Source organism: Rhodococcus sp. NPDC060176, from assembly GCF_042728675.1.
Taxonomy (GTDB): domain Bacteria; phylum Actinomycetota; class Actinomycetes; order Mycobacteriales; family Mycobacteriaceae; genus Rhodococcus_F.
Map to the genome: position 1 here is coordinate 512,774 of NZ_JBHWYS010000001.1, position 24,698 is coordinate 537,471.

General features: G+C 61.7%; 22 protein-coding genes. 10 read left to right on the forward strand and 12 right to left on the reverse strand.

Features of this window, described 5'->3' with window-relative positions; translation table 11 throughout:
* Positions 1-82: 82 nt before the first annotated feature.
* The gene (locus ACFWEM_RS02350; protein ID WP_378530799.1) at positions 83-634 is read right to left on the reverse strand and encodes a transglycosylase family protein; all 552 of its coding nucleotides are present in this window, start codon (positions 632-634) and stop codon (positions 83-85) included.
* A 588-nt stretch (positions 635-1,222) separates the two neighbouring features.
* On the opposite strand from ACFWEM_RS02350, the gene ACFWEM_RS02355 reads away from it, so the two are divergent.
* Positions 1,223-2,719, forward strand: coding sequence for an anion permease (locus tag ACFWEM_RS02355; protein WP_378530801.1), 1,497 nt, complete (start codon positions 1,223-1,225; stop codon positions 2,717-2,719).
* A 3-nt stretch (positions 2,720-2,722) separates the two neighbouring features.
* Here the strand turns inward: ACFWEM_RS02355 and ACFWEM_RS02360 are convergent, their stop codons facing one another.
* The 3 genes from ACFWEM_RS02360 to ACFWEM_RS02370 are packed head-to-tail and all read right to left on the reverse strand — an operon-like array spanning position 2,723 to position 6,171.
* Entirely contained in the window at positions 2,723-3,472 is a 750-nt protein-coding gene (locus tag ACFWEM_RS02360; RefSeq protein ID WP_378530803.1) for a succinate dehydrogenase/fumarate reductase iron-sulfur subunit, read from the reverse strand.
* Positions 3,469-5,421, reverse strand: a complete 1,953-nt coding sequence (locus ACFWEM_RS02365; RefSeq protein ID WP_378530805.1) for a fumarate reductase/succinate dehydrogenase flavoprotein subunit — start codon at positions 5,419-5,421, stop codon at positions 3,469-3,471. Before ACFWEM_RS02365 ends, ACFWEM_RS02360 begins: the two co-directional genes overlap by 4 nt.
* Positions 5,422-6,171 (reverse strand): succinate dehydrogenase cytochrome b subunit, encoded by a 750-nt coding sequence (locus ACFWEM_RS02370; RefSeq protein ID WP_378530807.1) that lies wholly within the window; start codon positions 6,169-6,171, stop codon positions 5,422-5,424.
* 156 nt (positions 6,172-6,327) lie between these two features.
* On the opposite strand from ACFWEM_RS02370, the gene ACFWEM_RS02375 reads away from it, so the two are divergent.
* Positions 6,328-7,656 (forward strand): lipase family protein, encoded by a 1,329-nt coding sequence (locus tag ACFWEM_RS02375; RefSeq protein ID WP_378530809.1) that lies wholly within the window; start codon positions 6,328-6,330, stop codon positions 7,654-7,656.
* A complete protein-coding gene (locus ACFWEM_RS02380) occupies positions 7,653-8,909 on the forward strand; it encodes a Tat pathway signal protein (protein WP_378530811.1) in 1,257 nt (418 codons plus the stop codon). The genes ACFWEM_RS02375 and ACFWEM_RS02380 overlap by 4 nt, the downstream gene beginning before the upstream one ends.
* A gap of 51 nt (positions 8,910-8,960) precedes the next feature.
* On the opposite strand, the gene ACFWEM_RS02385 is transcribed toward ACFWEM_RS02380, so the two are convergent.
* Together ACFWEM_RS02385 and ACFWEM_RS02390 are read right to left on the reverse strand one after the other, a co-directional pair.
* Complete coding sequence (locus tag ACFWEM_RS02385; RefSeq protein ID WP_378530813.1) at positions 8,961-10,337, reverse strand: spinster family MFS transporter; 1,377 nt, start codon at positions 10,335-10,337, stop codon at positions 8,961-8,963.
* Between the two features lie 52 nt (positions 10,338-10,389).
* Positions 10,390-11,265 carry an SGNH/GDSL hydrolase family protein gene (locus ACFWEM_RS02390; protein WP_378530816.1) on the reverse strand — a complete coding sequence of 292 codons (876 nt, stop codon included), beginning with the start codon at positions 11,263-11,265 and terminating at the stop codon, positions 10,390-10,392.
* A gap of 136 nt (positions 11,266-11,401) precedes the next feature.
* Between ACFWEM_RS02390 and ACFWEM_RS02395 the strand changes: the two genes are divergently transcribed.
* The 3 genes from ACFWEM_RS02395 to ACFWEM_RS02405 all read left to right on the forward strand — a co-directional run bounded on the left by ACFWEM_RS02395 (position 11,402) and on the right by ACFWEM_RS02405 (position 14,895).
* Positions 11,402-12,685, forward strand: a complete 1,284-nt coding sequence (locus ACFWEM_RS02395) for a PucR family transcriptional regulator (RefSeq protein ID WP_378530819.1) — start codon at positions 11,402-11,404, stop codon at positions 12,683-12,685.
* Between the two features lie 23 nt (positions 12,686-12,708).
* Positions 12,709-14,109: a serine hydrolase domain-containing protein gene (locus tag ACFWEM_RS02400; protein ID WP_378530821.1), complete on the forward strand. Its 1,401-nt coding sequence runs from the start codon at positions 12,709-12,711 to the stop codon at positions 14,107-14,109.
* A 147-nt stretch (positions 14,110-14,256) separates the two neighbouring features.
* Positions 14,257-14,895 (forward strand): YdcF family protein, encoded by a 639-nt coding sequence (locus ACFWEM_RS02405; protein ID WP_378530823.1) that lies wholly within the window; start codon positions 14,257-14,259, stop codon positions 14,893-14,895.
* 2 nt (positions 14,896-14,897) lie between these two features.
* Here the strand turns inward: ACFWEM_RS02405 and ACFWEM_RS02410 are convergent, their stop codons facing one another.
* Positions 14,898-15,806 carry an AraC family transcriptional regulator gene (locus tag ACFWEM_RS02410; protein WP_378530825.1) on the reverse strand — a complete coding sequence of 303 codons (909 nt, stop codon included), beginning with the start codon at positions 15,804-15,806 and terminating at the stop codon, positions 14,898-14,900.
* A gap of 175 nt (positions 15,807-15,981) precedes the next feature.
* On the opposite strand from ACFWEM_RS02410, the gene ACFWEM_RS02415 reads away from it, so the two are divergent.
* Positions 15,982-16,674: an alpha/beta hydrolase gene (locus tag ACFWEM_RS02415; RefSeq protein ID WP_378530827.1), complete on the forward strand. Its 693-nt coding sequence runs from the start codon at positions 15,982-15,984 to the stop codon at positions 16,672-16,674.
* A gap of 55 nt (positions 16,675-16,729) precedes the next feature.
* On the opposite strand, the gene ACFWEM_RS02420 is transcribed toward ACFWEM_RS02415, so the two are convergent.
* Both ACFWEM_RS02420 and ACFWEM_RS02425 read right to left on the reverse strand, forming a co-directional pair.
* Positions 16,730-17,161 (reverse strand): MarR family winged helix-turn-helix transcriptional regulator, encoded by a 432-nt coding sequence (locus ACFWEM_RS02420; protein ID WP_378530829.1) that lies wholly within the window; start codon positions 17,159-17,161, stop codon positions 16,730-16,732.
* A 275-nt stretch (positions 17,162-17,436) separates the two neighbouring features.
* Positions 17,437-18,105 (reverse strand): DsbA family protein, encoded by a 669-nt coding sequence (locus tag ACFWEM_RS02425; RefSeq protein WP_378530831.1) that lies wholly within the window; start codon positions 18,103-18,105, stop codon positions 17,437-17,439.
* 91 nt (positions 18,106-18,196) lie between these two features.
* Here ACFWEM_RS02425 and ACFWEM_RS02430 point away from each other — a divergent pair, with 91 nt between their 5' ends.
* Positions 18,197-19,072 carry a helix-turn-helix domain-containing protein gene (locus ACFWEM_RS02430; RefSeq protein ID WP_378530833.1) on the forward strand — a complete coding sequence of 292 codons (876 nt, stop codon included), beginning with the start codon at positions 18,197-18,199 and terminating at the stop codon, positions 19,070-19,072.
* Here ACFWEM_RS02430 and ACFWEM_RS02435 read toward each other — a convergent pair.
* Positions 19,059-20,054, reverse strand: a complete 996-nt coding sequence (locus tag ACFWEM_RS02435) for an ABC transporter substrate-binding protein (RefSeq protein WP_378530835.1) — start codon at positions 20,052-20,054, stop codon at positions 19,059-19,061. The two genes, ACFWEM_RS02430 and ACFWEM_RS02435, sit on opposite strands and share 14 nt — an antisense overlap.
* 6 nt (positions 20,055-20,060) lie before the next feature.
* A complete protein-coding gene (locus ACFWEM_RS02440; RefSeq protein WP_378530837.1) occupies positions 20,061-21,455 on the reverse strand; it encodes an MFS transporter in 1,395 nt (464 codons plus the stop codon).
* 119 nt (positions 21,456-21,574) lie between these two features.
* Between ACFWEM_RS02440 and ACFWEM_RS02445 the strand changes: the two genes are divergently transcribed.
* The gene (locus ACFWEM_RS02445; RefSeq protein WP_378530839.1) at positions 21,575-22,237 is read left to right on the forward strand and encodes a TetR/AcrR family transcriptional regulator; all 663 of its coding nucleotides are present in this window, start codon (positions 21,575-21,577) and stop codon (positions 22,235-22,237) included.
* A gap of 7 nt (positions 22,238-22,244) precedes the next feature.
* On the opposite strand, the gene ACFWEM_RS02450 is transcribed toward ACFWEM_RS02445, so the two are convergent.
* A complete protein-coding gene (locus ACFWEM_RS02450) occupies positions 22,245-23,465 on the reverse strand; it encodes an SfnB family sulfur acquisition oxidoreductase (RefSeq protein WP_378530841.1) in 1,221 nt (406 codons plus the stop codon).
* A 98-nt stretch (positions 23,466-23,563) separates the two neighbouring features.
* Between ACFWEM_RS02450 and sfnG the strand changes: the two genes are divergently transcribed.
* On the forward strand, positions 23,564-24,688 hold the full coding sequence (gene sfnG, locus ACFWEM_RS02455) for a dimethylsulfone monooxygenase SfnG (protein ID WP_283305421.1): 1,125 nt from the start codon (positions 23,564-23,566) through the stop codon (positions 24,686-24,688).
* Positions 24,689-24,698 lie beyond the last annotated feature (10 nt).

A 24,698-nucleotide genomic window follows, 5' to 3' on the forward strand; every position in this document is an offset into this window, starting at 1 on the left:
TCCCGACAATAGATGGCGCAACCGGTCGTCGGCCCGATACGAATGTTCTCGATTCGTGGGTCTACCTCTCGGCGGTCTTGCTTCAGAATTGGATCACATCACCCGCGAAGATCAGGTGGGGATCGGCGATCCAGGTATTCCTGGCCCAAACATCCTGCCAACGAATCCCTTTCGCAGAAGCAAGGTTGAACAACGTATCGCCCGCGGAAACTGTCACCGTGTCGCCCGCTGAACCTGCCGACGAGGGAGCCGAGGTGGTCGAATCAGGGGTGGTGCCGCCCCAGCCGAGGTAGGCGCCGCAGACCGGCCACGCACCGATGCCCTGAGCTGAGAGGGTTGCCTCCGCAGCCGCGACTTGATCGGATTTCGACGCCAGGTCGGCCCGGGCCGGCGCGCCTGCCGGTTTATATGCGTCCCACGTCGACTGCGTGAACTGGAGCCCTCCGTAGAAGCCGTTGCCGGTGTTGATGTTCCAGTCTCCGGAACTCTCGCACATGGCAACTTGCGACCAATCGTGCGCACTGGCAACGCCCGTGGTAACGATGGTGCAGGCAAGCGCGAGAGCGCCTGCTCCTGCGGCTGTCGTGACGGATCGTTTGGCGCGAGAACGATTGTTCTTCCGGTGAATTCCCATGATTCTTTCCTTTGATCGGTCTGAAGGGACAGCGATCTCGGCTCGGCGTGGCGCGGCAGTGGTTTGCGGCATATCGCGGCACTCGAAATCGTCAGTGCTGAAATGTGATTGAGGTGGGCCGGGCGCTCGTCGCCAGATCGTGGTTCCGAGGTATGACCAGATTGGCGGCGCGGCACGCTTGCCGACAACGGCTCAATTACCCGGTGGCGTACCTGTTTGTAGGCCGAGGAAAAACGTCGGTGTACTCGGTGCTGAGCGGAAAACAGGTAGACGAACAGGCCATTCGACCCATGTGCTGACGAGCACCGACCGGCATGCTGAAGCAACGCCGAAACAGGATCTCTTCGAGATTCAAGCTTGCGGCACGCCGGCGCCTCCTGTTGATCTATAGGCGCACCCTTTTGAGGGAGATGTGTCGCACCCCAGGGCCGCAGTCTGCGCCCGGGGATGAGCCCTCCTGTGGAATCCAGAGCAGTGGATACCGCAGGAGGGCATTCTCTCGAACTTCGATTGACCGCACGAAAACCGGACGTTTGGGGGACAATCATCTGGGGCGATCACCTGGGGCGAGAAGTCGAGGAGATATACATGTCCGAGGCCAAATCCGAAAGCACCGAGTCTCTCGCTGAAACGACACCGCCGGCAAAGACACCGCCGACGGAGCCGTCGAAACAATCGGTGCTCAGGCGGTACTACCCGGCTGCTGTGCCCGTCATCCTCGGCTTGATCATCTATTTCATGCCTGTTCCGGACGGTGTGGATCCCAAGGGCATGCACATGCTCGGAATCTTCGTCGGCACCATCGTGGCGTTGATCTTGCAGCCCCTGCCGACGGGTTCGGTGGCGCTGGTCGGTCTGTCGATCGCCATGATCACCCAGACCGAGACGCCGAGCGAAGCGCTGTCCGGGTTCAGCAACACGACGATCTGGCTGATCGTCGCGTCGTTCTTCATCGCCGAAGGCTTTCTGGTCACCGGACTCGGCAAACGTGTCGCGCTCATGTTCGTGACCAAGCTCGGCAAGTCGAGCCTCGGTTTGTCGTACGGAATGGCGTTGACGGACTTGATACTTGCTCCGGCTACGCCGTCGAACACCGCCCGAGCTGGTGGCGTCGTCTATCCGATCATCGTCTCGCTGAGCAAGTTGGAGGACTCCAATCCCGAGCCCGAGGACTCTCGCAAGAAACTCGGAGCGTATCTGCTGCTCACCTCGTTGCAAGTCAACGTCGTCACCTCGGCGATGTTCATCACCGCCATGGCGGGTAATCCCGTGGCCGTCGATGCGGCGGCCAAGATCGGCATCGACATCTCGTGGGGCAAATGGGCGCTGGCAGCCTCGGTTCCGGGGATTGCGAGTCTCATCGCGATTCCGTGGGTGATGTCGAAGATCTTCCCGCCCACGATGTTGAAGACACCGAAGGCGCCCGAGCAAGCGCGGGAGGAACTCCGCAAGGCAGGCCCGATCAGTCGCAATGAGAAGATCATGGCTGCCACCTTCGTTCTGCTGCTGGTGCTCTGGTGCCTCGGATCGCAACTCAACGTCAATGCCACTACAACAGCCTTCGTCGGGATCGGCATCCTGTTGGTGACCAAGGTGCTGACGTGGAACAACCTCGTCCACGATACCGGGGCGTGGCAGACGCTCGTGTTCTTCGCCGTTCTGGTCGGCATGGCGAGCCATCTCGAAGAACTCGGCGTGATCTCGTGGATCGGAACGCAGGTCTCTTCGAGCGTCGACGGATTGCCGTGGATCTGGGCCTTTGCGATCCTGACGCTGGTCTACTTCTACGCGCACTATCTGTTCGCATCGAATACCGCGCAGATCGTTGCGATGTACGCGGTATTCCTGGGCGCAGCAGTGGCAACCGGTGCACCGCCACTGTTCTCGGCCTTGGTGTTCGGCTTCATCGGCAGCTTGTTCGGCGGAATCTCGCACTACGCTTCCGGCCCGGCCGGAGTGATCTACGGATCCGGATACATCAAGACTTCGGAATGGTTCCGAATCGGGTTCGTGATGAGCGTCGTGATCATCCTGATCTGGACGATCATCGGCGGGGCGTGGATGAAGCTGATCGGCGCGTGGTGATTGTCAGTTGTCCTTGCGCCGCAATCCGAATCGCATCGATTCCTTGTTGACAGCGGCAATCGCGGTCAAAGGTATCTCCGCGGGACATACATCGGCACACTCACCGTAGGTCGAGCACGGCCCGAAATCGGCCTCCATCTGGTGCGACATCGCTCGGGCCCGCTTGCCACGTTCGTTGCGTCCCTGCGTGACGAGGGACAGATGGGTCAGTTTGGAACCGGTGAAGAGGTGCGCGGCACCGTTGGGGCAGGCTGCCACGCAGGCGCCGCAGCCGATGCACGCGGCGAAGTCCAGCGCCGCTTCGGCACTTTGATGCGAGAGCGGCTGACTGTCCGCGTCCGGCGCGGTTCCTGCATTGACCGAAACGTATCCACCGGCTTCGAGCACCCGGTCGAGCGCCGAACGATCGACGACGAGGTCTCGGACCACCGGAAAAGCTGTGGAGCGGAATGGCTCCAGTTTGATTCGGTCACCGTCGGAGAAGCTTCGGAGGTGCTGACGGCAGGTGGGAGTGTTCGCAACCGGCCCGTGGGGAACGTCGTCGACCGTGATGCCGCAGGACCCGCAGATCCCTTCACGGCAGTCGGAATCGAAGGCGATGGGTTCGTTGCCGCTCTCCACTAGTTGGTCGTTGAGTCGGTCGAGGAGCTCGAGTAGCGACATCTCCACTGTCGCGTCGTCCACCTGGTAGGTGTCGAACGTTCCGGGCGATTCGGGTCCGGACTGGCGCCATACGTCCACGGTGATTTTCATACGTAGTTCCTCGTCTGCAGTGGAACAGCGGTGAAGGACAACGGCTCGTCGTGTCGAATGTGTCTGCCGTCCTTGGCGGTTTCCCACGCCGAAACGAAGCACCAGTCCTGATCGTTGCGTTGTGCTTCGCCGTCGGGAGTCTGATGTTCGGCACGAAAATGCGCTCCACAGGACTCGTCACGATCGAGTGCGTCGACGCACATCAGTTCGGCGAGCTCGAGGAAATCGGCTACCCTGCCGGCCCTTTCCAACTCCTGGTTGAACTGGTTTCCGCTGCCGGCAACTCGCAGGTTCGACCAGAAATCGGCTCGTAGCGCGCGGATTTCGGCGATCGCCTTCGTCAAGCCCTCGGCCGTTCGGGTGACGCCGCAACCCGCGTAGAGGATCTCGCCCAGTTGACGATGGAACCTGTCGGGGCCGTGTGTTCCGCCGACCGAGAGCAGCAGGTCTACCCGACTGCTCACGTCACTGAGCGTCGACGTCACTGCGGGATCGGAAAGTTCGAGAGGTGCTGATCCGAGCAGCGGCGCAAGATAATTCGGAATCGCGTACGGAAGGGTGAACCATCCGTCGACGCAGGCCGAGAGCAGCGAATTGGCGCCGAGGCGGTTGGCACCGTGATATCCCCACCCGGCCTCGCCGCCGACGAACAGGCCAGGGATGGAGGTCATCTGGTCGTAGTCGTTCCAGAGTCCGCCCATGGTGAAGTGGGCTCCAGGGGCGATACGCATCGGCACGGTGTACGGGTCCTCGCTGGTGGCGTCGCGATACATCGAGAACAGATTTCCGTACCGCTCCTCGATGGTCTTGCGGCCGAGCCGTGCCAACGCGTCGCGAAAATCCAGGTACACACTGTTTTTCAGCGGGCCGACGCCGTGACCGGAGTCGATTTGCTCGCGGGCGGCCCGTGAAGAGACGTCGCGGGGAGAGAGGTTCCCGAATGCCGGATACTTGCGCTCGAGGTAGTAGTCGCGTTCATTTTCGGGAATGTCGCCGGGCTCACGATCGTCTCCGGGCTTGGCCGGTACCCAGATCCGACCGTCGTTGCGTAGGGATTCGCTCATCAGAATGGTTTTCGACTGCCACTCGGAGTTGACGGGAAGTGCCGTCGGATGGAATTGGATGAACGAGGGCGAAGCCATCAGGGCACCGCGTCGGTGCGCCCGCCACGCGGCCGTGGCGTTGGAGTTCTTGGCAAGAGTGGACTTGTGGAACACGGTGCCGTAGCCACCGGAGGCCAGTACGACGGCATGGCCTGTGGTGGCACCGATCTCGCCGGTCACGAGATCGCGTGTGACTATCCCTTGTGCTCGGCCGTCCGAAACGATGAGATCGAGCATCTCGGTTCGGGTGTGGAGGTTGACCGTTCCGGCTGCGATCTGACGCTGCAGTGCCTGCGACGACGCTATCTGCAACTGCTGGCCCGTTTGCCCGCGCGTGTAGTACGTGCGCGAAACCTGAACGCCGCCGAAGGATCGGGTGGCCAGAGTGCCGCCGTACTCGCGAGCAAACGGTGCCCCGATGGCATTCATGTGATCGATGACGCGTACGGATTCTTCGGCGAGACGGAAACAGTCGGCCTCGCGACCCCGGAAATCGCCGCCCTTCACCGTGTCCTTCACGAAGCGGGCAAGGCTGTCATTGTCCACCTTTCGAGCGCGAGCGGCGTTGATGCCGCCCTGCGCGGCGACGCTGTGTGCACGGCGTGGCGCATCGTGGAAGGTGAAGGACTCGACGTGATAACCCAGTTCGCCGAGGGAGGCGGCGCAGGCCGCGCCCGCGAGTCCGGTACCGACGACGATGACCGTGAACTTGCGCCGGTTGAGTGGGCTGACGAGCTTGTAGTCGAGCTTGCGAGTGGGCCAGGCGGTCTGTGGATCGCCGGCCGGGACCTTACCGTCCACCGGCGCCCCGATGGTGCGCAGATCGTCGAGTTCGAAGCTGTTCACTTATGACGCTCCTGTCTTCGAGATGACGCCGGTCATCACTGCGATGGGGATCGACATATTTCCGACCATCACGACGAGCGCAAAGATTCCGGAGAGTGCAACGGCAATCTGTCGCAGCCGTTGACCGGTCACGCCGAGATCGTTGACCGCACTCCAAAGTCCGTGCGCGAGGTGCATTGCCAGCAGGGCCATCGCGACGATGTAGAACACCGCCACCAGTGGACGCTCGAAGCTGGCGATCAGATTGTCGTATGCGTAACTCTGTGTGCGCGTGGCCGCTTCGTACTCGCTGCTGCCGATGGGTCGGGTTCCGGTCGTGAGGTCGAGTATGTGGAAGATGACGAAAAGCAGCAGCACTGCTCCGGTGACGGGCATCGTGCGCGCTGTAAAAGACTTGATTCCCAAGCCTTTACGTCGAAATTTCCCTCGCGCTCGGCGTCCGCGAACGGTCAGCAGCCAGGCGCACCAGACGTGTGCGACCAATGACGCTAGCAAGACGATACGAAGAATCCACAGAAGTCCCTCGTAGGGCAGGAAGGGTTCGAACACCGTTCGAAGCCAGTGTGCGTAGTCGTCGAAGTGATCGGCACCGGTGTAGACCTTCAGGTTTCCGATCATGTGGACGAGCACGAAAGCGGAGAAGATCAGTCCCGTCACGGCCATCAGAATTTTGCACGTGATGTTGGACGGCCGCGGTCGAGCTCGGAGTGAATCGCCGGTAGCTCGCGATACACGGGTCGGTGCACTCACAGACAAACCTCCCACGCCAGACTTGCCGGACAGGTGCCGTCAGCCTAAGCCCGATCGAGGTTTTCGGCCAACGGATCGGTGCCCGACTTGTCTGTTATTGCAGGTGGATGGGAGTGTAGGGGTGCTCATTACCCGAAAGTAAGGAACTCGTGAACGATGTTTGACTCGACGTGGCGACGGTGGTCATGGCGCGCCGGAACGGCATCGGCCCTGGCAGTGGCCTTGTTTGCGGTGGGGTCGCCGGCTGGTGCGCAGGAGACCGTCGACCTGGCCGACGTGTTCAACCCGTTGGTCGTGAAGGCACTCCAAGGCGCTGATATTTCCACCGAATTGACTCCACTCGGGCTCGCGTCCGACGATCCGTGGTTCGACGAGCCCGAAATCGAGCCGGGTACCGCCCCTGGCACTCTTCTCAAAGCGCGTCCGGTCAGTGTGCAGGTCTACCAGGTCCGTCCGGACGTGGTCTCGGCTCACCAGCTCATGTACACAACCACCGATCACTTCGGTCGGCAGGTGATCAGCACCGGAATTCTGATGATTCCCGAGGACGGAACCGCGCCAGGTGATCGCAAGGTCATCGGATACGCCGAGGCGAACGACAGCCTGGGCGCGAACTGCGCGCCCAGTCATCAGTGGACCGGTGGCAACCAGAGCGACCCTGCGATGTTCTCGGCGCTCGGCCCGGTGGCAGAGATGTTCGGTCACGGCTGGGCAGTGATGATGAGCGACGTCGGCAACGACGGAGACACTTCACCTCATCCGTTCTCGATCGGACAGTTCTCGGGCAAGGCAACGCTCGACGGTGTGCGGGCAGCACTTGCGCTTCCTGAAGCCGGCCTCGAATCAAATACACCTGTGGGTATCTACGGGGTCGCCGGAGGCGGTGTCGCGGCGGGGTTTGCCGCGGAACAGGCGCATGACTACGCGCCGGAATTGAACGTCCAGGCCAGCGCCATCCAAGCGATGATGATCGACCCGGCAACGTTCGAGGAGACGGCCGCCGGTGGGATCGGTTCGGGATTCGTCTTCTCGAGCATTCTCGGATTCGACGCGGGCTACCCCGACATCCGGCTCGACGATCACCTCACTCCGATCGGTCACAACGTGGCCGCAGCCTTCCGCGCGTCGTGTCAGGCGCTGTACCTCGGACTTCCGTTTGTTCCCTTCGACGTCCTGCTCACCAACCCGGCGCCCCGAACGATCCCGGCACTGGCCGAGGCGTACGCGGACAACACGTTGGGAAAGCAAGCGCCGTCCTCCAAGCTTCTGATTTCTTCCTGTGAGGACGATTTCCTCGTCCCCTTCAGTGAGGCAGAACAGTTGGCACAGACGTATCGAGAAGACGGCGGTGACGTGGACCTGATCCCGTCGCAGTGCGGACCGCTCGACTACGTGACGAATCTGTACAAGACCGTGACCGATCAGTTGGGCATGCAGGACATCGCCTGGCTGGCAAAGACGTTCGACGAAGCAGAGGGACGATGAGCATGCGGAAGTCTCTGACGCGCAGGGATTTTGCGCGCACGGTTCTCGCCGCTTCGGCAGGTGTCGGTGGAGCCGTCGTACTCGGCGGCCGGGCGTCCGCGAACAACGGTGTCCTCGACAGCTACCTCGACCTGGAAGCGGTGAACGCAAACGCCGAAGCCGCAGGCGGTCTGCATCCGTCACTCCCGTCGGATTCCGCAACTCTTCGGTCTTTGGTGGATACCGCCCGAGCCTCGGGAGTGGATCCGCGTCGCTATCAAACACTGCTCGAGCAGTACTGGCTCGCGGTCGGGACCGAATCCGCAGGAATCGATCTCGCTTCGTGGACACCGTTCGACGGAGTGCACGCGAATCTCGGAAACCTCACCAACACCTTCCAGTTCTACGAGCGACTCCAACTCGAGCATCAAGAACTGCAGTGGGCAGGTATGGGCGGAATGGTGGGGCCCGCCTTCGCCGGTGGGCTCCTCGACTTGGACTACGGGCGGGTTGTGCTGGAAGTCCAGGCGATCAGCGAAGCGATGGCGCTGGTGTGGCGAGAGATCGACCGCGTCGGATCGCCGGTCACAACGTCGATGGGAGCTCCCGAGGACATTGCGGCGCTGCTCCAGGTCGGTCACGAAATTCGCCCCGAGGACGTGATGTGGTTCCAGGGCAAGGTGATTGCGATGAGCAAACACATCTTCTCGGATCTGATTCCCATGCACATGGCGTGGGTTCACAACGGTGTCGACGGCATCGCCGAACTCGATCGCGCGGGGCTGCTCGACGAGAACGCCCGCATCGCGTGGAACAACATTGCTTCGGGGACACCGGAATCGGTCTTCGACGGCAATGTGCGTCTGCTGCGACGCGAGCAGTACCAGTCGGTGGGTGATCAGTGGGACGAGGCGAAGGCGTACCGCGGCAGCGTCGGTCGCTCGTTGACCTACCTGACCACCTTCGCCGCATCACCGTCCATGCCGGGCGTTGTGCCGCCACGCGAGTCGAACCCGCTTTCGTTCGCGGTGGGCAATGCCGTTGTGAAAACACCGCTTCCGGACTTCAACTGGGCAGACCGTGACGGTCGGTGGACCTATATCAACGATCAGCTGCTCCCGGTCTACAACAACCTGATGAAGAATCAGCCGGAACTGTGGCGAGCGACGCTGGCGGCGCCAGTCTCCGTTCGGATAACCGAGCAGCGAATGATCGCTCGCTTGCCGGACATGTTGCGGTCCATGCTGTCGACTCTGGCGATCACGGTGAGCTGACCTCGATGGCGGGTCTCTGGGGAGCCCCGCCATCGTCCGTGAACTTGTCGGTCAGACCTGGCTCAGTTCCGCTTGCATACGCGCGGAGTCCTTGCCGACAGTGCGGGTAGCCAGGTAGATGAATACCGCGGTGAGTGCCAACATGATCGGCACGAGATACATGGCCGAATTCAACCCGTCGCCGGCGTACTGAGCCAACTTCCCGGTACCGGCGTCGGCAAGAGCGCGTTTGGCAAACCAGTCCGAGATCGCACCCACGGCAACCGGTCCCGAGAATCCGCCGAGAAGGTACATGGCAGCGAAGAACAAGGCCGTCGCAGTGCCGCGGAGCCTGGGAACCACGACGTCGTGAATAGCGGGGTAAACGCTGATGTAGAAGCCGTAGGCCAACAACCAGCCGGCGGAGAACAAGAGAGTGAACATCACGACGCTCCCGCCGTGCTGCAGCAGCGCCAGCGCCGTCAAAGGCGCTGCCAATGCCGAGGTTCCGACGCCGATCATCAGACGTGCCCGCGGCGAGCGTGCGCTGGCCTTGTCGGCGTAGCGCGCACCGAGAAGCAATCCGATCAGGCCCGTGATTCCGACGATGATTCCGGTGACCGAAGCCGCAGCAGTCAGTTTCAGGTGGTACTGACGCATCAGAAGCGGGACGACAAACGAATTGACCGCGTAGGCAGCGAAGTTGAATGTCAGTCCGGCAAGGATGAGCCAGCGAAGCGTCGGAATTGCGAGCAGACGACGAATCGGCCGGGTGATCGGGGCCTGTGAAACAGCGGCTGCGCGAGCCTCCGGACTTTCGGAACCACCGCGAACCGGATCGGCCATGCGGTAGAGGACAACTGCCAGAAGGACACCGGGAATCGCGGCGAGGAAGAACGGTGCGCGCCAGCTGTCGAAGGCCTCGGCGATCTTGCCGACCGTGAAGTAGGCGAGCATGAGGCCGATCGGCAAGCCGAGCATGAAGACACCCAGAGCACGTGAGCGTCGTTCCGCCGGGTAGATATCACCGATCATCGAGTTGGCGGCGGGTGTGAAGGTCGCTTCGCCCACACCGACACCCAAGCGCGCGAGGATGAACAGCACGTAGCTGCCGGCAGCACCGGTTGCCGCTGTCAGCCCGCTCCACACCAGCAGGCCGATGCCGATGATCTTGGGGCGATTCTTCGTGTCGGCCAACCGGCCGAGCGGCAGCCCGGCGATTGCGTAGACGAGGGTGAAGGCAGAGGTGATCAGCCCCAATTGCAAGTCGCTGAGCGAAAACTCGTTCTTGATCGGCTCGGCGACGACCGAGGGGATTGCCCGGTCGAAGAAGTTGAGCATGTTCGCGAGAAACAGTGCGACGAGTGTGCCGCCGAGAAGTTTGTCACGCGTTCCGACCGGGGCGCCGTCGACGGACGGTAGCGGCGGAGCGTCTCGTTGAATTGACATGGTTGTTCCACCCTTTTCGCGAGTGCTGAATGAATTGTGCTGGGGGAGAAGCTCAGGACAGAGCGTCGGCGACGGCGTTGCCGATCGCCTGCATGCCGGCCGCAGTGGGATGCAGGGGAACCGCCGGCTGGGTGGGGACGATACCGGTGTAGTACGCAGTGGCAGGGTCTGTACAGATGTCATGTCCGGCAGTGGCTTCGGTGATGTCGATGTACTCGATACCGTGACTCGCCGCGGTGGCTGCCATCACCGTGTTGCCGTAGTCGATGACACTCTGGAGATAGTCCGCGTTGCGCGGCCAGAACGGCTGGGCGCCGGGGCATCCACCGTTGGCGATGTACGTCCCGTATCCGATCACGACGATGCGTGCCGAGGGTGCCCGGTCGCGAACTGCCTCGATCATGGAACTCCAACCTGCGGAGGCATTTTCGATCATCTGTCGCTGTTGATCGACGCCACCGGTGGTGAACTTGTCACGGCAGGACGTTCCGGTGGGTTCGGGGAGTGGATTGACGCAGCTCAGAACTGTCGGGAACAACGAGATGTCGTTGGCGCCGATGGTGATGGTGACGAGGTCGGTATCAGGCCCCAATGCTGTTGCCTGCGGTGATACTTGACCGGAGAACGTCGATTGTGCGGTGTCCGTGACGTTGGCGGATCGCGCCGACGAGCAGGTCATATCCGTGAGTTGAGCGCCGAGTTCTCGCGCCACCACGGACGGGTAGTTGTCGAGTGATCGTAGACAGCCCGGTGACGACGAGTCCTGCGCGGTGACCAGTGGGCCGGCCGCCGCGGAATCGCCGAGTGCGACGTACTGAATAGTGCTGACAGGTGTCTCGGCGCTTGACACACCGGTCCCGAGAGCCGCGATCGAACCGGCAGTCACGACGCCTGCCAGAATGGCTGCGCTGCGCGTCTTCCACGTCACTCGGGGCTCCTATTGGTCGAAGGTGAGACTTCCAGTCATGCCACTGATTGTGAATTCGTGAGTGGCGTGGGTTACATAGTGATAGGAAAATGGCAGGTCGGCCTTGTGGTGGCAATTCAATTCTGTGGAGGGTTTTGTGTCTGGAAACAAAGATTTGCCGTTCGAGCCGATCGTGGTTGGTGGCAGATCTCTGGCCGACCGGTTGGCGCAACGCACCCACCCGCTGGTCATCGCGACGGTCGATCTGGTCCACCGCGACGTCACCTTCTACCGGTTGCTCCCTGACGAGGCATTGCGTAACGACGTCACCACCATCGTGAGGCGCAATCTGGAACTGTTCATTTCGATGCTGCGGACAGGTGCCGATCTGGCACCCGCGTTGCTCGCCGACATCAGCGAATCGGCTCGTCAACGGGCTCAGGAATTGGTTCCGCTCGGTGAGGTGCTGCGTGCATATCACCTGGCAGCCGGGCTGTGGTGGGAGACCATCAGCGAATGGGCGGTCCCGGAAGACGGTGTTGCACTTGCCCGCACCGGACGACTCTTGAATGCATACACCGCGGCCTCCGCGTCGGCTGTTCTTGCCGGCTACGGCTCCGACCATGCCACCCAGACGGACGAGGATTCTGCGCGAAGGTCATTGTTCGTAGCACTTTCGACGGGTGTCGATGTTGATCGGGTCTCCGACGACGTGGGCATCAGGTTGGCGCGCCTGTACTGGGTGGTGGCGCTGCACGTCGAGCGCAACGACGACGAGTCCTCGACCGAGGTAGACACTGCCGTTGCCGAGCGGAGAAAGGTGCGCCACCTGCAACGAGCGCTGGATCAGGTGGGGCGGGACAAAGCCCTCGGGGTGCTCGGCAGCAGCGGCGGAGCCGTCCTGATTCCCATTGTGGAATCGGAACCCGCAGAGGGAAACTGGACATCGAGTCCGCAGTATTTCGCTCTGTGTCGCCGACTTGGTGATCTCGAGAAGGTCATCGGTGCATCGACGGTTGCCGCCGTCGACGTCGCGGCACCAACAGCAGTTCCCGCAGCGGTGACGCAGGTGCGCGAGGTGCTGAACGTTGCCCGAAAGTACGGACGTGCCAGTGGGGTCGTCCGTCTCGAGGATCTTGCAGTCGAGTATCAACTGACCCGGCCAAGCGCCGCGCTGCCGATCCTCGCAGATGTGTTGTCGCCGTTGGAGTCCGATCTTGCCGTGCTCGAGACGCTCGAATCTTTCATCGACTCCGGATTCGATCGAGCTGCCACCGCCCAGCAGTTGCACGTGCATCCGAATACTGTGGTGTACCGCCTGCGTAAAGCGAGTTCCCTGACAGGACTTGACCTGTCGGCGCCGAAAGATCTTGTGCAGGTCACGATGGCGCTGGGAGCGCGTCGCGCAATCGGATTGGAGGCGGACACTTCCCAAACGTGATGCGGCTGTGGTTCTCTGTGAACGTGTCTGATTCTCGCGGTTTTCGCCGCGCTCTTTTGATTCCCCTGTTCGGTGCGTTGATTGCCGGTTCAGTCGCGGCACCTGTGGGAGCTTCCCCCGCCTCTTGTGAGAACCCCGGTACGGCTGGGGAATTCACACAGCGTCCCGCATCGGAACTGGGGTTCGACGCTGCGGCGCTGCAGCAAGCAGTCGACTTCGGCACAGCCAAAGCGTCGACGTCCATACGTGTGTTGCGGCATGGATGTCTCGCGGCGTCCAACGTCGACGGCGTCGCCGATGCGATTCCGTTCCCGTTGGCTTCGTCGTCGAAAGGCGTAGTTGCGCTCGCCGTCGGCAGGGCGAACACACTCGGATTGTTGGGACTCGACGATCGAGTCGGTCAGTACATCGGGGGACTTGACCAGGAACACGCTGACATCACAGTTCGGCAGTTGCTGACTCAGTCGTCCGGGCTCGACTTCTCGTGGGGTGCTGACATTGCGGGCTACTACACAGACGCGGTGCAACAGACGCTGCACCTTCCGTTCGTGGCCGAACCAGGAACCAAGTTCGCGTACGGACAGACCACTGTCACGGTGCTGACTCGGATCGTCCAGAATGCGGCGGGACGGGACTTTCAGGATTTCGTACAACAAGAGTTGTTCGGCCCCTTGGGGATTCCGCGTGACCACTGGGTATGGGTGCGGGATCGTTCCGGTGACACCATCGGAGCCGGTGGGTTGGCGATCCGGCCGGGAGACATGGCCAGACTGGGTCAGCTTATGGTGCAACGAGGCGCGTGGCGCGATCAGACGTTGATCGACTCCGCCTACATCGACGAGTTGTCCGCGCCCTCTCCGTCCAATGGCGGGTACGGCTTCTTGACCTGGGTGAATGCGGGCGAGAACTTCTATTCCGTGAATGCGCCGGTGAGCAAGTATGTTTCGCATCCGGTGTGGCAGAACGCGCCTCGGGACCTCTACGGTTTCGTCGGAATGCTCGGGCAGTTGATCGTCGTGGTTCCCAGCCGTGACCTGGTCATCGTAAGGGACGGATTGACGAGCTACTTCGACCCTGCAGACCCGTCGGCGGGATTGACCGGTGAATCGAATCCTGATCTTCAGGAGTTCTTGCGGCTTGTCGTCGCTTCGATCGTCGACGTTCCGCCGCCTCCGTACGTCGGGCCTTCTCCACACGGTTCAGGCGGTCCCCTGATCGACGATCCGTCACAGCTTGTCGGCTTCGCGAATCCCGAACTGATCTTCGACACCATTGTCGGGACGGGGCGAGCCGGAACACCTGGATGCAACATTGTGATCTGCAACAACGAATTGTTGCCGTCCAGTGTCGCCCACCTGCTCGGGGATGCTGCAGCTCAGATCGGAAATGCGGCGGGCGCGTCGAATCGAGACGCTGGTAGATGACGGTTTCGAAACCAAATCGTTGTGAAACCTTCATGTTTAGTCTGTGTGACGGTCAGTGAACAGTAAATTTAGGTCAAATGATGCAATCGCGACAAAACGTTCGTTACCGTGTGCTGGACAACCGACAATTTTTGGGGGTTCGGCTACATGGCAAATGTTCGTAGGTCTCTGACGAAGGGATTGATTGCTGCTTCGGTAATCGCCGCAGCCGGTGTGGGATTGTCGCCGGCGACAGCGAGCGCCGACATCACTCCGACGACGGTCGTCAACGGCATCCTGTCGACGGTGGGTGGGTGCCAGACGCCGGTGCGATCCCTCATCCTTGCGTGCACGAGTGCTGAGACGCTGACGCGTCAGTCGCCCGTGTTGCTGGACCTCAATCCGGTGGGCACCAACATCGTCGTTCTCGGTGCAGGACTCTTCGATGACGGCACGATGCGTCCGATGCTGGTCGACCGACTTCAGGCGGCACTGCAGCTAGCTCGTCAGTACCCGCAGTCTCCGATCATCACGAGCGGTGGGGCTCCGAAGGCCGGGGTAACGGAAGCCCGGGCGATGCGGGAGTGGCTCGTTGCCAACGGCGTTCACCCGGGCCGGATCACCGAAGAAGGCACGTCGTGGTCCACGGTGGAGAACGCGCTCAACTCTGCGCGGATTCTCGCCGATCGAGGCGCGACCGGCGTGGTTGTGGTCTCGAGCGCCAATCACGTGGAGCGCGCGATGGTGGACTTCCGGGTTGCAGTTCTGGGCCGGATCCCGGTCGCCGGTGTGATCGCGGCGACCTGACGTCAGCGATTGTGGGAGTTGGATTTCCGCCAGTTCAACGGTGAGGCGTCGAATCGTCGACGGAAGGCGCGGCTGAACGCGGCATCGGATTCGTAGCCGACAGTTATTGCAATGGTTCCGACCGACTCGGTGGTTTGCACGAGTAGTTCGGCGGCGCGGTCGAGTCGGCGCTCGGTAATGTAAGCGCCGGGTGTCTGGCCGACCAGTCGCGAGAAGCGCTCTGCAAAAGACGATCTCGACAGCGTGGAGAGCGTTGCCAGTTCGTCGATGGTCCAGTTGCGTGACGGGTCGTTGTGTACGGCCTCGAGAGCCTGCCCGATTCGTGGATCCATGGCTGCGGTCAGCCATCCGCCGTTCGATCCGTCGGCTCGAGCCCACGCTCTGAGAATCTGGACGAAGAGAAGGTCGAGAATCCGGGAAACCATCACGGAGGAACCAGGTTTCGGATCGTCCACCTCAGCGCCCAACAGTCGGCTGCTCACCTCGAGCCACTCGACCGGGGTCCCCGGCGTCGCACGCAACTCGACGAAGTCCGGCAGAACTGAGAGCAGTCGCTGCGCTGCGACGTCGTCGAGTGTGAAAGTCCCGAAAAGCCAACGAGTCTCGGTGATCGGAACTATCGGAATCGCATTCTCGATCGTGTGGGCAAGTCCGTGAGGCAACAGTACGAGTTCCCCGGGGCTGAGTTCGATCGGGGCCTTGCCCTGCGTTTTGATCACGATGTCACCATGCTCGGCAATGTGAAGTGCACGCACCCCAGCGGGGACCTCCACGGTGAAGTTCTCGTCATGGACGCAGCGATGAATCTGGTCGCCGCGTAGGTGAACGACTTCGAGAACGTGCGAGAGGGTATCCCGGGTTCGAGTCTCGTCGGTGGTGGGTACGTACCGCTGTGATGATGGGCTCGTCATGGATCGATCACTCCGATGATCTCGGGCATTCGGCGTTTCTGCACAAAAACTTGGCAATCTGGTCATGGTTATTGATCCAGGATCCCCTTAACGTGGGTAACAGGCAAGACCCTGATTTCGAAGGCTTGCCGATCGTCGGAGTATTCGTCGCACTGCGTATCTGGAGGAGTTGGTCATGGCAGAGAAGGTAAACATCGTTCTGGTGCATGGAGCCTGGGGAGACGGTTCTCATTGGCGTCACGTCATACCCACCCTGCACAACGCCGGGCATCGAGTGGTTGCGGTTCAGAATCCACTTACTTCGCTCGCCGACGACGTGGACCGCACCAGGAAGCTGGCCGAATCGATGGACGGCCCGACCCTGCTGGTCGGACACTCGTACGGCGGCGCGGTGATCACCGGCGCGGGCCATGCGGAAAACGTTGTGGGACTGGTGTATATCGCTGCCTTCGCGCCGGACGAGGGTGACAGCCTGGGAAGTATCTTCGCCCGCACGGATCAGCCGGCGGGAGCGGCGAACATCGCGCCGGATGCCGAGGGCTTCTTGTGGATCGCCCCGGACAAGTTTCAGGAGAGCTTCAGCCAGGATCTCGACGACACCGAAGCATTGGTCATGGCATTGACGCAGAAACCCATTGCGGGTCAGTGCTTCTCGGACCCGTCAGGACCGCCGGCATGGCGCGGGAAGCCCAGTTGGTACCAGGTCTCAGGGCAGGATCGAATGATTCCGCCGGAGACCGAGCGATGGATGGCAGAGCGTATCGGTGCCCGCGAGATCGAGGAACTCGACGCAGGCCATGCATCGTTGGCGTCTCACCCACACGAGGTCACCCAGTTGATTCTGCGTGCTGCAGCCGAAGTCTCGTGACCCGGTAAGTTCGTCCGACTGTTCGAGTTGGCTCTAACCCACAACTGTTCTCGTGTCAGTCCTTGGCCTGAGCGAGCCGACGTAAGAGGGCTGTCAAAGTGGTGATGTCATCGCTGTCCCACTGCGCCAAACGAGCACGCCAGCGTTCGAGCTGCTGGGTGCGGTAAGTCGTGAGCTTCGTTCGGGCTTCGGGCGTCAGCGCGACCAACTTTGCGCGGGCATCGTCGGGATCGGGAATGCGTTCGACCAGACCAAGCCTGGCCGCTGCATCGATCTGCCGGGTCAGTGTCGACTTCTCGATGTTGAGTATCGAGATCAGGTCTGCCATCCGAACGGCGTCGGACCGGCTCAGGATCACGAGAACGTGGTACAGAGCGGGGTCGAGTTTGGGATGAATCGCGCGTGCGTCGTCGCGCGAGCGTGCCCGTCCCTTCTGCCACATGTCGGTAAGTTCCATCTCCAGGCCGGTGATCGGATCTGAAACCACAGGTTTTCCTCCCCTTGGTGCAATTTGTTCCGATGTTCATCAAACCAGAACGGGGAGGTGTGTGAATTCGGTGAACCGCTGCTGTGTGAAGGTACGGCTGAGCGCAAGGTGCAGCTGTGTGAAGGTACGGCTGAGCGAAAGGTACGTTCGGCGCACCGAAGGCGCTGAACGTACCTTTCGCTCGGGAAGGGGGTGGCTCGGGAAGGGGGTGGCTCGGGAAGGGGGTGGCTCGGGAAGGGGGTGGCGAGGAAGGGGGTGGCGAGGACGGGGGTGGGTCAAGCCACCGCATACGCCCGCACGCACGTGTTCAGATCGCGGGTGAGATCGCCCGCGGTACTGGTCGGTGAACCGAATTTCACGACGGACCCGTCACTCCCGTGGAACAGCAGCGTCGGAAACGAAGTGGCGCCGAGCCTGCGTGCTCGCACGAAATCGGCGCGGGCGGCATCCTTCGAAGCGGCGGCGAACAGGGAAGACACCGCGGCAGAGGGGTCGAGTCCGAGCGATGTTGCAACAGTTCGGTACGTCTCGGGATCGGAGAGGCTGCGACCGTCTCGGTAGAACGCGATCTGCATGGCCTCCGCGATGTCGAGCGCGAGTGTCGGGTCCTGCGCGCGCAGCGCGGCGAGTCCGATCGCGGCATCCGTCGAATCCATGACGAACCGTCCGTCAGCCACCAGTTGTGAATATCCGTCACCGAAGACGGCTCCGGTCTGAGCTGCGATGGTGGCGTTGGCTGATTTGAGGTACGGAGCCGAAGACATGGGTGCGACGCGCTCGCCGGTGAACAGTCCGCCGCTGACTACGGACAAGTCGATGGAATCGGCATTTCGACGGACGAACTCCGTCAATGCAGGGCCGAAGCCGAAACACCATCCGCAATAGGCGTCGAAGACGTAGGTGAGTTGTGTCTTGCCTGCTGTTGTCGGGCCTGCTGATTTCACTGTGGATTCCTATCCGAGCGCGAACTGATTGATACTGTGACGGTATGTCGCATTCGGGTATTCGGTCACGGTGAAGATGAGTCCCGAACTAGTGAAAAACAGACAAGTACCCGTCCGGGACGTCGGGTACGCATCTTCGGTTGCTGATGCGACCGAGATCGAGGTTCTCAGTCTGGACACCATTCGCATCAACGGGGGTAGTGCCGAGTTCGTCGGCCCTCAACGTCCGCAGTTTCACCTACTCGCGCTGGTGACCGAGGGCTCGGCGCTACACACCATCGACTTCGTGAACTACGCGGTCAGCCCGGGGACTGTGTTCTGGGTCAGACCGGGGCAAGTGCAACAGTGGGGTCGAATCCAGGATTTCGAGGCGACGGTTGTTCTCTTCACGCCCTCGTCGCTTGATGCCGTCAGCCAGCAACTGTTGGACGGGAACGCTCACAGTCGGCAGGCCGCGTGGCAGTTGTCCGGCGAGAACCTCGAGACCATCAGCGCGGGTATGAAACACCTGAATCTCAACTACGGCTGCCCGGATACTTCTGCGCCGGTCGTTCGCGCGGCGATTCTGCGGCACACGCTGACCGCAATTCTGTTGAAGCTGACCCATCTCGGTGGGCAGGAACAGAGCTCGGTGCTGGCGCACAATGACGTATTCGAAAGGTTCCATTCCGTTGTCGAACGTGACTTCGCCACGGTCCGTTCGGTTTCGGAGTACGCCAACAAGATCGGGTACTCCGAGAAGACTGTATTGCGGGCTACCCGAGCCGCGGCCGGAATGACGGCAAAGCAGTATATCGATCAGCGCGTGGTGCTCGAAGCGAAACGTCTACTGTCGTTCGGTACGGACACGGTCACCCAGGTGGCGTCGAAGTTGGGGTTCGACGATTCTGCGAACTTCACGAAGTTCTTCGCCACCCGGGTGGGTGTTTCTCCGCTGACTTTCCGTCAGGACGTCAGAGCGCGCTGAATGCCGCCCATCGCGCGTCGGCACTGTCGAGGGTACCGATGCTGCTCTGCCCCTTGCCATGTGCGATGCCGTCCAGGTCTTGGATGATCCAGTAGATCGCAAACGGATGGCTGCCGAACCAGAGATCGCCGCTGACGTCCAGAGCGTGTGCCGGATCGGGCGCCAGGTTGTCGAACAGCGGAGTGTTTCGCACGATGGATGCGTCGTACTGCTGGCCGGACAGCACGGCGACGGTTTGCGCAGCATGCTCGGGCAGGAGCTCCGGGGAGACGGGTGAAATCGTGCCGGTGTCTTGATTGTTGGTCGCGTTGACTTCCGCGACCGGCCTGGTGAAACCTGCCTCGGTGACCAATGTGGAGATGGGAGTGGTCGGTGGCACGGTGAACAGGTTTCCGCTGTAGCCGAGAAGTATTGCAAGGCTCTGGCCGGCCGCCGCGATCTTAACGTCTTCGAGACCGGATTCCAGCTTTTCGATCATCGCGGTTGCTTCGCTGTCTCGATCAAGCTGTGCCCCAGCCTGTTCCAGCACGTCACGCCACGGTGCCGAGTAGGGGAGGACCAAGGTCGGCGCCACGGCGTTGATCTGAGTGAACAGACTCGGTAGTGGGCCGGCATTACTCATCAAGATCTCGTCGGGTTCGACCGACGCGATCTCCTCGACGGCGGGGTTGGCAAAGAAGGTCGGTTTGTCGAGAACTTCGACGCCCTGCTCGCGCAGAATTGTTTTGGCGACGTCCGATCGCAGGGTGCTGTAGACGACGGTGGGCTTCACACCGAGCGCGAGTGCACTCAGGCCCGCATACTCGTCGAGCGCGAGAATGCGCTGCGGTGATGCCGGAACTTCGACGGTGCCGAGTTCGTGTGTGACGGAGCGAGTTGCAGAAGCGGTGTCGGACTCGGCGGAGCTGCTGCACGCGCTTGCACCGGCAACGGTGAGGAGAAGCGCCGAGACGATGCCGAATGCGGTTCGGGTGGTGAACATCTGAGGTCAACGATCCATTCGTGGGAAGAAGAAGGACAGGAGGGTTCCGGCCAGTAGCAGGCCGGAGCAGACGAAGAGGGCTTGGGAGTATCCGGAAACCAGTGCTTCGGTCGGTGCGCTGTCCGAGCGCGCCGTCGAGGAAGCGGCGACGCTCACGAGGACGGCCAGTCCGAGTGAACCGCCGATCTGACGCGACGTGCTGAGCAGTCCGGATGCCATGCCGACTTCCTCGGGAGGAGCGTCGGCGGTGGCGACGTTGCTGAGCGGCATGAACGACAGCCCGATGCCGATGCTCGCCAGAAGCGAAGGCACCAGGATGACGGCCCAGAAGGGGCTGTCGACGTTCATGGTCGAGAAGATGAAAGTTCCGATCGCTGCGACTGCTGTTCCGACTACGAGCAGCGGCCGAACTCCGTAGCGCGGAAGGAGTTTGGTGGACGCAAGGATGCCGATGACCAAGCCGAAGCAGAAGGGCAAGAAAGCCAGACCGGTGGTGGTCGGCGAATAGCCCAGTCCGCGTTGCAGGAAGAGTGAGACGAAGAAGAACGCGCTGAACTGTGCCGCGCACACCAGGCACATGATGGCGTTGGCCAGCCCGATTCGGGGTCGAAGCAGGGTGGACAGTCGTACCAGTGGGGTGGCACAGCGGCTTTCGACCACAACGAAGGCGGTCAGCAGGGCGATCGTGAGCGCGAATCCACCCAGCACGTAACCTGAAGTCCAGGAATGTGATTCGGTGGCGATGACGGTGCCGACCAGGGCGGTGATGCTTGTCGTCGCCAAGATGGCCCCGGGGAGATCGAGGGAGCCGCCTCTGGCGGCTTGGCCGGCCGGCAGGCCACGGGCGCCGGCAACTGCGGCGAGCAGGGCCACCGGTGCGCCGGCGAACATCACCCATCGCCAACTGAGCCCTTCGGTCAAGATGCCACTCAGTACGACACCGAGTGCGCCGCCGAGCGCTGATGACATTGCCCCGATGCCGAATGCCTTCGCCCTGGCGCGTCCGGTGGGAAAGGCTTGGCTGAGGGCGGCGAGCCCGGCCGGCGCGATCATCGCAGCGCCGACGCCTTGAAGCGCCCGAGCTCCGACAAGCATCTCGGCGGACACGGAGAAGGTGCCGACGATGCTGACGAAGGCGAACAGCAGAAGCCCGGAAACCAGAACCCGACGAGTGCCCATTACGTCGCACAGACGGCCGCCGAGAAGCAGCAGTCCGCCGAAGGCGAGGGCGTACGCGTTGACGACCCAGGACAACCCGGCGTCGGAGAAGTTCAGTGATTTCTGGATGTCGGGCAGTGCGACGTTGATGACCGACATGTCGAAGGCCGCCAGGAACTGTGCTGCCGCGGCGGCTGTGAGGACCAGAGCGGGGGCGGCTATCGCCCGGGTTGTTGTTGTCATTGCAGGTATCCAATTTGTATACGCGTTCTCATAAGTAGTTAGGTTTACCTTGCTGGAGACTGAGATGCAAGGGGTTCCCCGGGCGAGAGCGTCGTAGCCGGGGCGCGCACAATCGACGGATGGCCGAAAAGATGGAACCGCGATCACCGCGGCTCGGACGTCCCCCGACGATCACGTCGGAGCAGATCGTCGACGAAGCGAAACGGCAACTTCAGTCCGGTGGCGCCGACGCATTGAGCATGCGAGCGTTGGCGAAGTCGCTCGGCACCACACCGATGGCGCTGTACCGGCACGTGGGCGACAAGGAACAGCTGATCAGTGCGGTTCTCGATGTGTACTCACAAGACCTCGGTTCACTGGTCCTGCCACAGGATCAGGTCGAGCGCCTTCGCATGATCTTTTCCGCGATCTTCGAAAAGCTGGCGTCGGAGCGCTGGATCATCGAGTTGCTTCAGCGCGGAGGGCGCGGCGGGAGCGGCGCTGTGGTCTTGGTGGACCGGGCCATGGCCGCGTGTGTCGAACTCGGTATGTCGCCGCGTCGCGCACTGTTGGTCTATCGAGCACTGTGGAACTACACGCTCGGTGCGCTGCTCAACATCTACGACACCACGACGCGGCCGGAAGGCAGTGTGTCACCTCTCGCGGTCAAGATCCGGGAAATCGGGCCCGAGAAACTGCCGGTACTCAGTGAGGTGCTCGAAGACTGGCCTGCAGGGACGACGACTGAGAGTTACTTGGAAGGTCTCGACGTCTTGATCAGCGGTTACGTGAATTCCGGCTAGTCGGCGATTACAGCAGGCCGTGCCTCGGTGGGATTGTCCCGGACAGCGTCCAGCGCCCGATGTGTTGGACCTTCCATCGGGTCGGATCGTGGAGGGTGTGGGTGCGTGCGTCACGCCAGAACCGCGAGAGGTTCGCAGACTCGCCTGCGCTTCGGGTACCGCCGATTTCGAACAACGTGCTCGTAGCCGCCAATGACGCCCTGGCGCCGACCACCTTGGCAGTTGCGGCGTCGATGGACGCTCGGGCTGTGGAGTCCTCGGTGGGATCACGACGCGCCACGTCGATCGATCGCGCTGCCTCCGCCAAGAGGGATCGGGCAGCGCGAACCTCGATAGCCGCTTCGCCTGCGAGTTGAACGAGCAGTGGATCCTCCACCGCCGTATCGACTTTCGCCTCGAAGAAGGGACGCGCTTTCGCGGCGAGTTCCACGGATTCGCGCAGTGCGGCCGACGCGATGCCGGTGTCGATCGCGGCGTGCAGAATCTGGGCCTGTGCCCCGTAGGTGGTCGGATGAGCGAACAGCGACGTGAAGGGGACGACGTTGAACCGCGGCACCGACACGGATTCCAGGGTCACGGTTCCGCTCGCAGTTGTCTTCTGCCCCATGCCGTCCCAGTCGTCGACGATCGACAGTCCGGGTGTATTCCGAGGTAGGTAGACCACGGATTTCACTTGCGCACCGGTCTCGGTGAACTGATCCGCATTGGCCGCCCGCACCACGATCCAGTCTGCGAAGAGCGCTCCCGTGCAATAGAACTTGCGACCTTCGAGCAGAAAGTCTTCGCCGTCGGGAGTGAGAGTGGTGCCGTCGATGTCGATGGTCTTGTTGCCGCGCTCGCTCTGGGCGTTGGCGAACTGCTTACCCGACAATGCCTCGGCGTAGAAGAACTGCTTCTGCTCGTTCGACCCCTGATACCGAAGCGCTTCCAGGAAGGTGAAGTGGCTGTGGGGAATCTGCGCGATGCTGGGATCACCTTCGGCGAGTAGACGGAAGACCTCGGCCAACGTCTCGGTGCTCGCGTCGATACCACCGAACTCCCTCGGCACCGAGAGTCCGAGCAGGCCGGACTTCGCCAGGGCGCGGACCTCGTCGTGGGGAAGAAGGCGCTGCGCATCGCGGACGCCGGCACCTGCCGCGAACTCGGCGGACAGCTGCGACGCCACCGAGAGAGCCTCGTCTTCGCTGGTGATGCGGTGCGCGATCTCCTGAATGTCCACAGCAGTCATGCTGCCACCGTTTCACGGTCGTAGCACCCACCCAACACTTACAACCTGTGTGATCGCTACCCTGGAAATAGCCGGGAACTGCATGTTTGCTGGACATTATGTCTACTGAACGTATCGCCGACGAGATCAAGTTCGCCTACTGGGTGCCCAATGTCAGTGGTGGTCTGGTCACCTCCGACATCGAGCAGCGGACCAGCTGGGACTACGAGTACAACAAGAAGCTGGCGCAAACTGCCGAGAACAACGGCTTCGAGTACGCCCTGAGTCAGGTTCGCTACGAGGCGAGTTACGGGGCCGAGTTCCAGCACGAATCCACGAGCTTCAGCCTCGCGCTACTCCTGGCAACGGAGAAGCTCAAGGTGATCGCCGCGGTACACCCCGGACTCTGGCAGCCGGCAGTGTTGGCGAAACTGGGTGCTACCGCTGACCATCTGTCGAACGGTCGATTTGCCGTCAACGTCGTCAGCGGTTGGTTCAAGGACGAGTTCACTCACCTCGGTGAGCCATGGCTCGAGCACGACGAGCGCTATCGGCGTAGCGCCGAATTCCTTCAGGTTCTTCGCAAGATCTGGACCGAGGACGACGTCGATTTCCGCGGAGACTTCTACCGCATTCACGACTTCACGTTGAAGCCGAAGCCGCTCAACACTCCGGAGCGTCCCAATCCCGAACTGTTCCAAGGTGGTAACTCGGCGGCAGCCCGCGAGAACGCCGGCCGCTATTCGGATTGGTACTTCAGCAACGGCAAGGACTACGACGGAGTCACCGAACAGTTGGTCGACGTTCGCCGGGTTGCTCGCGAGAACGATCGGGAGGTGAAGTTCGGGCTCAACGGGTTCATCATCGCCCGCGACACCGAGGCCGAAGCAAAAGACACGCTGCGGGAAATCATCGCCAAGGCCAACCGCCCTGCGGTCGAGGGATTCAAGAATGCAGTTCAGCAGGCAGGCGCGTCGACCGCGTCCAAGGACGGCATGTGGGCGGATTCCAAGTTCGAGGACCTGGTTCAGTACAACGACGGCTTTCGCTCGCAACTGATCGGCACGCCGGAGCAGATCGCTCATCGGATCGTCGAATATCGCCGTCGCGGTGTCGATCTGATTCTCGGTGGGTTCCTCCACTTCCAGGAGGAGATCGAGTACTTCGGGGCCAAGGTGCTTCCGCTGGTTCGTGAACTCGAAGCAGCCGACAGTGCCGAACAGGTGCTCGTCACTGCCGGCTGATCGCCCGACC